We start from the raw sequence: 8,819 nt of genomic DNA on the forward strand, positions 1-8,819 counted from the left end.
GCCCCAACTTGCTCGCCCCGAGACCGAGTTGGAGTCGGGAGCGGGTTCCGGGGTGGTGTCGTTCTGGGTGGGGTTCGTCATCGGATTTCGGGCCTCGTGGTGCGGGTGTGGTGCTGGATGGTCGCGGCCAGGGCGAGGACGTCGGCCGGTCCCATGAGGACGCGGACGGGACCGTGGGGCCGGTCCTGGACGAGCCACTGGCCGGTCGGCAGGAAGACGGCGGCGTGCAGGAGTCGCCGGCGGACCAGAACGTCCGCCCAGGCGCTGGCTTCGGCGGCCGAGGGCTCGGACGGGCGAGGAGGAAGTGGAATCACGGCGTACCTCTTAAGCAGGGGCGGTGGCCCAGCATGATGCCGGGCCATCCTTTGAGGGATAGGGGCGTTGAGCTGGTGTTTTGCCGGTTCAGCCGCACTCGGGGCAGCGTCCGATGTGGCTGTTGAGGGCGCGTGCCATCCGCTTTTTCGTCGAGGCGGCCTGCTTCGCGCTGGACTTCGCCGACGGCCTGCCCTCGTGCCGCTGGGAGTGGGCGAGCAGGTAGCCGATCTCCCGCTCGTACTCCTCACGGACCTTGTCGAACTGGTGGCAGGTCCTCATCGGGGCCTCCTGGGAGAGCGGGGCAGGTGCGCGAGAGCCGGGTCCGCGTACAAGTGGGCCTGGAGGTCACTGAAGTGCTCGTTGCTGACCGCGATGCCGTGATCGCGCAGGCGCGGCGTGATGGCCCGGCGGGTCATCCGACCCGCTTCGAGGGCGGCCTGGCGGGCGAAGGCGACCTTCACCTCCCACGGGACCTCGTCGTCCTGGTCCGCGGGATCGGGGTGCGTGGCGGAGGAGGTGTCGGGGTCGCCCGTGGTCCGGCCGGCGTGCGGACCGCTGGAGGAATCGCCCTCGCCGCCGTCCTCGTCCGGGTCTGCGGGCTGGTCCGATGCGGTTCCGGTCCGCCGGTGTTCAGTGGCGGGGCCCTGGTCCGCGGGCACGGAGTCCGCCGCCGGGTCTACGGTCTGCTGGTCCTGGTCCGACGCTGACGGGTGGTCCTGTACCTGCATCTGGTCGGCAGGGCCGCCCTGGTCCGGGACGGCGGGACAGGTCTCCTCGTCCGGACCGCCGGCGTGGTCTGTCCGCTCGTGGTCCGTCAGAGGTGATGCCTCGTCTGCCGACTGGCCTGCGGGTTCCCTGGTCCGCTCGACGGGGGCGGCCGATTGTGGAGCAGGAACAGCCTCCCGGTCCACATGGTCCGGGCTGGTGGTGGTCCGCCGGACCAGTGCATCAGGGTGGTGGCCCTTGTGGGCGGCTTCGCCTGCCTGGTCCGCGGTCCGCGGGTCGCGGTCCGCGCCCTGCCGACCACTGCCGGGAGCGTCCTCGTCCTGGTCCGCAGACTGGTCCGCGCGTTCCGCCGCGATGCCGGTCCGCTGGTCCGGAGCATCGGCGCGGTGGCCGGCGCGAGCGGACTGCGTCGGCTGGCCCGTGGTCTGAGGGTGGTCCCGTACGGTGCGCCGGTCCCCGACGGCGTCACGGACCGCAGGATCCGGATCGGCTTGGTCTGCCGGACCGCAGGTGTTGTCGCTGCGGTGCCCCGGGTCCATGGCGGTCCGCTTCGAGGGGACGGCCTCGATGGTGTCGAAGGGCCGGGGGGCGAGGGCGTCAGGGCGGTCCGCGTTGACCGTGGCACCGAGGTGGACGGCCAGGGCCGCGGCGAGCGGTGGAACGGCCGACACCCCGATCACCAGGTAGGAGCTGGCCTCCAGGTGCCTGGTCGACACCAGGTGGCCGATGGAGTTCAGCAGGACGGACACCCCGACCGTGATGAGGGTCAGGACACGGCCGAGGGCCTGGCCGGCGCCTCCCGCGAGCCAGGCGACGCCGGCGACGAGCGCCAGGACATCGACGCTCACCGGAAGTGACCACGCGAGGATCTCGCCCCAGCCCACGGCGCGACCGAGGTCGGAGAGAGTGGTGGCACTCGCGGCCATGGCAACGACAGCAACCAGCGTGGCCCCGGTGACGATGAGAGCGCGCTGGGCCGTGGTGGGGCCCCGCTTGGCGCCTTCCGCGGACGGAGGAACTCCGAGAAGAGTGGGGGCCACACTCCGTTCCGAAACGGCCGGAGCGCTGTGCGCGGCTGCAAGGTGGGTCATGCGGCCTTTCCGAGAGAGGCGGGCGCCGGAGTCGACGCTGCTGGGCGGACTGCCGGTTGCTGTGTGCCGGGTGCCGTGGGGGCGGGGCTGCCTGCGGCCGGGGTGGTCTTCTTCCGCTTCTTCTTGGGCCTGGGCACGCCGTAGGTGCGGTCGCGGTCGAACACCTTGTTGGACGCCTGCCGGAGCAGGTCGCGGGCGTGCTTGTGGCTGATCTGCAGCGCGGCGGCGAGCCGGGTGGGCCGCCAGCCGCGCACGTAGGCGTGATCGACGACGATCTGCCGCTCGGCCTCGGTCAGATGCACGTCGCGACCCTGGAAGAAGGCGATCACGCGCCGGTAGTCGAGGCGCTGGGGGAGTCCGTCGTGCCAGGGGCGCCGCTCGGCTTCGGTGAGGCCACCCCAGATGCCCTCCTTGAGGACGTTCTCCAGGGCGAAGTCGAGGCAGTCGCGGCGTACCGGGCACCAACCGCACAGCTCCTTCGCCTCAGCGATCTCTTCGTGGTCCCGAGGGCCCGGGAAGAACACGGCTTCGGCATCCTCGACATCCATGCCGTAGCACGCCCCGCGGGAGTGCCAGCTGGTGTCTCCGATGCCGCGCAGGCCGGTTGCCGGCGCGTCATGGGTGGTGATGTGGCGCAAGACGATCTCCGATGTGCTGCCGCGTCGCCCGCCCGGGGCGGTGCATGCCGGGCGCGGCGTCGGGTGCCAGGCTGCGGCGCGAGGGCGTGCGCCGCAGCCTGGGCGGGACAGTGACATTGGGGGCGGTGCACCGGACGGGCTGCACACGCCGGATACGCCGGTCAGGCCATGGCGGGCTGCTGGGCCTGCTGAGCGACGGCGAGGTCGAGGCGCCCGGGATGTGGGGTGGCGCGCGGGGCGGTACCGCGTACCCCGTCGTCGGGGCCGACCCGGCGGCGGCGACACGGTTCGCCGGGCTGGGCCTTGCACCACTCGCAGCGCACGCTCAGAGCGTCGGGCCGGCCCTGGGCGATGGCCGCCTCGCGCGCCGCCCGGGCGGGACGGTAGGGCGCGAGGGCGGCCCGGGCAGCTGGAGGTATACAGGAGCCGACCTCACCCAGCATCGCCTCCAGCCTCGGGTCGGTCCCGTCGCGACCGCTGGTGATGGCGCGGGCCTGTGCGGGCTCCGCGATGCCTGCGGCGACGGCGCGGCGGGTGCCGGCCAGCTCGGCGGTCCAGGCCGCCTGGTCGTCCGGGTCGACGGACGGCGTCGGGTCGGAGTGCCGGGACAGACGGTTTCGCCGGTAGCCATCCCACGGGCGGACGAGGTCCGCGGGCAGGATCTGGTAGGGCGAGGTGCGGATGTGCTGGCGGGCAGCGACGCGGGCGTCCCAACCGTGCGGCGTTGCCATCGGCACGTCGTCCAGCAGCTCGTGCCACTGGGCGAGCTGGTCGCGCGCCTCGCCTGGGTCGGTGCGGATGGTGCGGGGGTCGAGTCGGCCGATGTAGGCCAGCAGGGCGGCGGTTTCGCGGCGGTCCACGGTCAGCCCTCCGTTCCGGTCGGCTCGTCGAGAGCAGCGAGCAGGGCGGCGGTATGGGCCTCGACCCGGGTCATGCCGCCCGGCGCGGCCCGGCCATTGCCGGGCACGGCGTAGAGGTTCGGACGGTGGGGGGCGTGCTCTCTGGCGATCCAGGAGCGCCAGTCGGCAGCCCAGGCTTCCGCCGGCCTCGGCTTGAGGCCGGCGCGGTGGGCACGCCACTTCGTGTCGGCGGCTTGCAGGCCCTGCTCGCCGAGGCGATCGAGGTGTCCCTGCTGGCGGGCCCAGGTGTGGGTGGCTGGGTCGACCTGCCACTGGGCAGCCGAGGTGACGGCGGCACCACCACTGCTGTACCTACGGTTCAAATCCGGTTCACTACGGTTCTGTGTGCCGGTTTCCGGTACATCGCTGTGCCGGTTTCCGGTACGTCGAGGTGCCGGTTTCCGTCGCGACCTGCCGGTTTCCGGTACTGCCGGTTTCCGAACCTTCGCGGGAGATTCCGGCACCTCACGCGGGCGGATTCCGCACCGGCGCAGGGCCGAGATCCGGAGTGCCGGGGCGGCGTCGGACACCGCCTCCGACATCTCCTCGGAGCCCTCCTCGTCCTCAGCCCTCGCTGCCAGAGCCTTGGCGGCGAGAGGGAGGCGGTAGACCGTGCTGCGCTGCGGGCCGGTGAGGTCGTCGAGCTGCTCCAGCTCACCGGCGTGGACCAGGCGATCGATGGCTTCGCGCACCGTGGAGACGGACGCGTTCGTGCGCGTGGCCAGGCTGGAGAGCGAGGCCCAGGAGACGCACTGCTCGTCGGCCACCCGGTCGGCGATCGACAGCAGGACCAGGCGTGCTGCTCCCCTGCCCGTGCTGTGTTCCCACACCCACTCGCGGGCATCGCTGCTCATCGGCCGCTCCCGTAGGGGAAGGCCGACCTGCGGTGCGCCGAGACTGCGGTCGGAGCGTGCTCCGCCACGGTGAGGGAGAGCACCGAGGCGGAGGTGGCTGCCGCGCGGGCCGGGAGGTCGGCCTTTTTGCGCGGGGCAGGAGGCATGCAAGAATCCCCTTTGCAGTACTGCCACGCTGACGCACCCCGTGCAAAGGGATCAGCGTGGTGAAGGTGGGTATCTCCGCAACGGCCTCTGGCCGAGGCGGGTGTGCCGTTGGGCGTCCGGCGTCCGGGAGTTACAGCTCTCGGACGCCGCCGCTGTATGTGAAGCGGTGCCGGTGGGGCGTTACGTGACGTGCTCCTCGCGTTCGCGGTGCTGGGCGCGGTGCCCCCAGGGGGACGACGAACATACGCACGGACCCGCTTCAAGATCCAGAGTTGGTTCTAAACCTCTGTAGTAGTTGCAGAGCGTGCTGCATGAAGACATTTCGGTAGTCGCCGATCGGCGCAGAGGCGGGCCATTGGCACTGCCTCCGGGCGGCTTTGCCGGCAGGCAGGAGCCAGGGAATCGCCGCCAGTTCCATGCGCCGGCCGCATGCCGCCTCGACGCCCCGAAGCCCTACGGTCGAAGCGCGGGCCTCAGGGGGGCCACTCGACCACGACGAATTGCCGGACGGGCGCTCGCCTTTCTGGCGGGCGGCACGTGCGACAGAACTCCCTCCGTCCAGGCACAGTGAGTACCTCTTCGCGCCTTGGGTCCGCGCTGACGGGGAGGTCGTACGGCGGCGCCCGCGGTGCTCGGGGCGAGGAGGGTCAGTGCCCCATGGAGATGCCGCCGTCGACCGGCACCACGGCGCCGGTGATGTAGGCGGCGTCCTCACTGGCCAGGAAGGCGATGGCCGCGGCGATCTCCTCCGGGTTCCCGATGCGGCGCAGCGGGACGTCACTGATGATCTTCTCGACGCGCTCCTTGGGTAGCGCTGCGGCCATGGCTGTGTCGGTCAAACCCGGAGCCACGATGTTCACGGTGATCCCGCGCGAGCCGATCTCCCTGGCCAGCGAGCGGCCGAAGCCGATCAGGCCCGCCTTCGAAGCCGCGTAGTTGGTCTGGCCAGCCTCGCCCTTGAGTGCGACAGCCGAGGAAACCAGGATGATCCGGCCGCGCTTGGCCTTCAGCATGCCGCGCACAGCCCGCTTGGCGAGCCGGTAGGAGGCTGTGAGGTTGGTGTCCAGGACTGCGGCGAAGTCCTCTTCCGACATGAACGGCAGCAAGTTGTCCCGGGCGATGCCGGCGTTGACTACCAGAACCTCGACCGGACCCTGGTCGGCCTCGACCTCCTTGAAGGCGCTTTCCACCTGTTCGGGGTCGGTGATGTCGCAGTGCACCGGCATGGCGCCGAGGAAAGCGAGGTCGGGATCGATGCCGCCTGTGCGGTAGGTGAAGGCGACGGAGTCGCCGCGGTGGGCGAATGCGCGGACCGCGGCGTGCCCGATTCCACGGTTTCCGCCGGTGACCAGAACAGAGCGCGACATGAAGATCCCTTACACGAGTCAGCTGGACCAGTAGGCCGTAGCGAAGATCTCCTCGCCGCGGCGGTGCCAGTGACAGTAGGGCGTCGCTGTGGGATTCAAAGGAACGCAAAGGTTGTGCTTATCCTGGGAATGGAAACTGACACTTTCCACTACCTGGCGATGGTGCTTTGCGTTCCAAATGCTGGACGGGGTGTATGGCGTCAACTCCCTTACATTCGGGCCGTGATGTGCTGAATGGCCAGCCAAGGCGGGGGCTCGCGAATTCGCCGGGAATGTGATCTGAGTCTCAGTGCGTGTTGTTATGTGACCGTTACCAAAGGAGTGATATGCAGACCCTGATCATCACGCGCATTCTCAAGCAAGCACGGGCACGCCGTAACGGATCGGACATCCCCGGCTTTGAGGCGGCTTTCGGGACGCCCCGGGCCGCCGGGATCACGCAGATCCAGACGGCCCACCTGGTTGGCGTCAGCCGCTACTGGTACGGCAGTCTGGAGGGCGGGCGCCCCGGCAACTTCAGTGACGCGTTTCTGCACGCCGTGCGACGGGTCCTCGATCTGACTGACGAGGAGTGGGAGATCGTGTACCGCGTCATCCGCGGTCGTGCCCCCGCGGCGGCCCCCGTCAGTGACCTCGGACCGCTGCTCCCTGATGCGTTCCGCGCCTTTGTTGAGGAGAGCCGTACCTGGGCCGTCTACCTCAATGATCACCGCTGGGACGTTCTGGCCTACAACGCCAAGACCCTGGAACTCTTCCCGTGGATGCAGTACGGCCTCAACGTCATGGAATGGGCCCTCACTTGGCCCGAGGCGCGCGCTCAGCTCGTCAACTGGGAAGAGGAGTGGGCCAAGCCCATGACTGCCCAGCTGCGTGTGCACGCAGAGCAGTGGCGCACCGACGACCGTCTGCGGGCCGTGATCGAAACCGTGAGGGCGGACCCGGCTGCACGCAAGCTCTGGGATGCTCCCGACCTTCCCGCCATCACCCACCCCACATCGGAACAGCCGCGCCGCCTCTACCTGGCGGGCCGCGGGGGTCAGGAATTCTCTATCCGTTTCATCGCGGGAACACCCGACGAACTTCCCTCGTACCGCCTCATGGTCGTCACGCCCGCGGAGGCCGTATCGAGCAACTAGGTATCGCGCTCCATGGGCTTGATTCGTGCCGGAATACTGATCGGCGGCCACGGAACATCACGCACCTCGCTCGCGGCGGGTCGCATACGTCTCACGTCAGAAAGCCGTCAACTCCGTCCTGAATCTGATCGAAAGACACTCCTGTCGAAGGAAAATGACGGGGAATCAGTCTGATCGGAGGCGCACTGCGGTCCCGGCTGCAGGGGCAATTGGACCTCGCGCCGAACTCCCGGCACCTCTTACCTATTTCAGCGCCCTGCCCGTCAAGTCGCTCTGCATTTGGGGGCACATGCGGATAGCGAGGAGTCGAACCGTGGCTCACCTGGCGCAGGCATGCCTCCACGTGACGCACCGGCTCGTGTCCGAGTCACGGTATCCGGGCCAGGGCCAAGAACTGATCGGCGGCACGCATCTAGGCCGCCTCGCCATCGTCCCCGTCGTATCCGGACGCGAGTTCGTCGAGAATCGCCGCCCCCTGTACGTATCGGCCCACGGCAAGATCGAGCCACACCAGGCTGAGCCGGTCGTCCGCGATGGGATCGCGCAAGGCAGCCACCGTGTAAGCCGCCCACGCGGCCTTCGCGAGATCGTCCGTACGCGTCGGGAAGCTCACGCCGATTGCCCTCAGCGAGGCATTCGTGCGTTGCACAGCACCCTCCGACGCCGCGTCACCGAGGGCTCGGGGCAGTGCCGTCTGCAAGGCCATGAAGTCGGGCTCGGTCAGCTCGTGCCACGAACACCAGTGTGTCCGTATCGACTCACCTTCGTCGAGGGACACGTGGCCCGGCGCACAGCCGTGGGCGAGAAACAGGTGCGCGTGCTCGGTGCTGACCGCCCGCGCGGTGGCCACCATGCCCAGCGGATAGAGCCACGTGGCCCGCAGCCCGGTTTCTTCGGCCAGTTCGCGGAGAGCGGCGTCGGCGGGTTCCTCGCCGCCTTCGACTAGACCACCGGGAAGATCAGTGATCTCCGCGTCGGGCAGGTAGTGGTGCTGGGTGACCATGGCGACCTGCCCGCGGTGCACGGCAAGGACTCGTACGGAATCCGGCACGGCCACGTGCGGATAGTCCACGGTGACGTCGTCGGGCCGCTGCGCTTGATCAACTCTCAGCTCGACGCTGTTTCGGGGACCACCGGCGTAGAGGAGTCGGCTGCTCTTCCGGCGCCATCTGCCGTCGTTGTTCATGCTCGGACTCTACTGGCCGGTCGGGGCTGACCGATCTGTCGTGATTTTCCGCCGCGGGTACGGTGAGAGCCAAGCCGCTTTCCAGGAAGGGAAGTTATGACACAGCCAGAGGGCCGCCGTACGTACGCTGCCGTCCAGGCATACAACTGGGCGCGGGTGGCCGGCGGTGTGAAGAGCGCGGTGAAGGAGCAGGAGTCTGCCCGGCAACTCAGCAACAAAGACCCCGGCGCCGTTACCGAGTGGCAGCGGTGGCTGCTGGACCACCTCGATTCGGCGAACGTGGACGTGCAGCAGGCGATCGGTCTGGCCGAGATGTGGGTCAAGGTCGCGGCGGTGCAGCCGTCGGGGAGTGACGCTCCTGTCTGAGAGGGCGTTAAGTCCCGTTCCTGACGATGCGGTGTCGCTCGTTCGTGGGTGATGGGGCGGTTCCGTCCTCACGTTATGTCGTGTGCATGATGGG

General features: G+C 69.2%; 11 protein-coding genes. 2 read left to right on the forward strand and 9 right to left on the reverse strand.

Annotation, left to right across the window (positions count from 1 at the left end; all coding sequences use genetic code 11):
- Positions 1–77 precede the first annotated feature (77 nt).
- The 8 genes from ACFWP5_RS50445 to fabG all read right to left on the reverse strand — a co-directional run bounded on the left by ACFWP5_RS50445 (position 78) and on the right by fabG (position 6,037).
- Entirely contained in the window at positions 78–314 is a 237-nt protein-coding gene (locus ACFWP5_RS50445; protein WP_384173523.1) for a hypothetical protein, read from the reverse strand.
- A gap of 88 nt (positions 315–402) precedes the next feature.
- The gene (locus tag ACFWP5_RS50450) at positions 403–594 is read right to left on the reverse strand and encodes a hypothetical protein (RefSeq protein WP_384173526.1); all 192 of its coding nucleotides are present in this window, start codon (positions 592–594) and stop codon (positions 403–405) included.
- Positions 591–2,132 carry a DUF2637 domain-containing protein gene (locus ACFWP5_RS50455; RefSeq protein ID WP_384173529.1) on the reverse strand — a complete coding sequence of 514 codons (1,542 nt, stop codon included), beginning with the start codon at positions 2,130–2,132 and terminating at the stop codon, positions 591–593. The genes ACFWP5_RS50450 and ACFWP5_RS50455 overlap by 4 nt, the downstream gene beginning before the upstream one ends.
- Positions 2,129–2,770 (reverse strand): WhiB family transcriptional regulator, encoded by a 642-nt coding sequence (locus ACFWP5_RS50460; protein ID WP_384173532.1) that lies wholly within the window; start codon positions 2,768–2,770, stop codon positions 2,129–2,131. Before ACFWP5_RS50460 ends, ACFWP5_RS50455 begins: the two co-directional genes overlap by 4 nt.
- A gap of 161 nt (positions 2,771–2,931) precedes the next feature.
- Complete coding sequence (locus ACFWP5_RS50465; protein ID WP_384173535.1) at positions 2,932–3,630, reverse strand: hypothetical protein; 699 nt, start codon at positions 3,628–3,630, stop codon at positions 2,932–2,934.
- 2 nt (positions 3,631–3,632) lie between these two features.
- Entirely contained in the window at positions 3,633–4,523 is an 891-nt protein-coding gene (locus ACFWP5_RS50470; protein WP_384173537.1) for a helix-turn-helix domain-containing protein, read from the reverse strand.
- Positions 4,520–4,669 (reverse strand): hypothetical protein, encoded by a 150-nt coding sequence (locus tag ACFWP5_RS50475; protein WP_384173540.1) that lies wholly within the window; start codon positions 4,667–4,669, stop codon positions 4,520–4,522. Before ACFWP5_RS50475 ends, ACFWP5_RS50470 begins: the two co-directional genes overlap by 4 nt.
- A gap of 648 nt (positions 4,670–5,317) precedes the next feature.
- A complete protein-coding gene (gene fabG, locus ACFWP5_RS50480; RefSeq protein ID WP_019070653.1) occupies positions 5,318–6,037 on the reverse strand; it encodes a 3-oxoacyl-ACP reductase FabG in 720 nt (239 codons plus the stop codon).
- A 326-nt stretch (positions 6,038–6,363) separates the two neighbouring features.
- Here fabG and ACFWP5_RS50485 point away from each other — a divergent pair, with 326 nt between their 5' ends.
- Positions 6,364–7,173, forward strand: a complete 810-nt coding sequence (locus ACFWP5_RS50485; protein WP_384173543.1) for an XRE family transcriptional regulator — start codon at positions 6,364–6,366, stop codon at positions 7,171–7,173.
- 412 nt (positions 7,174–7,585) lie between these two features.
- Here ACFWP5_RS50485 and ACFWP5_RS50490 read toward each other — a convergent pair whose 3' ends face one another.
- Complete coding sequence (locus ACFWP5_RS50490; protein WP_384173546.1) at positions 7,586–8,359, reverse strand: NUDIX hydrolase; 774 nt, start codon at positions 8,357–8,359, stop codon at positions 7,586–7,588.
- A gap of 96 nt (positions 8,360–8,455) precedes the next feature.
- Between ACFWP5_RS50490 and ACFWP5_RS50495 the strand changes: the two genes are divergently transcribed.
- Positions 8,456–8,725 carry a hypothetical protein gene (locus tag ACFWP5_RS50495; RefSeq protein WP_384173549.1) on the forward strand — a complete coding sequence of 90 codons (270 nt, stop codon included), beginning with the start codon at positions 8,456–8,458 and terminating at the stop codon, positions 8,723–8,725.
- Positions 8,726–8,819 lie beyond the last annotated feature (94 nt).

The sequence above is a fragment of the Streptomyces sp. NPDC058469 genome (assembly GCF_042721125.1).
Taxonomy (GTDB): domain Bacteria; phylum Actinomycetota; class Actinomycetes; order Streptomycetales; family Streptomycetaceae; genus Streptomyces.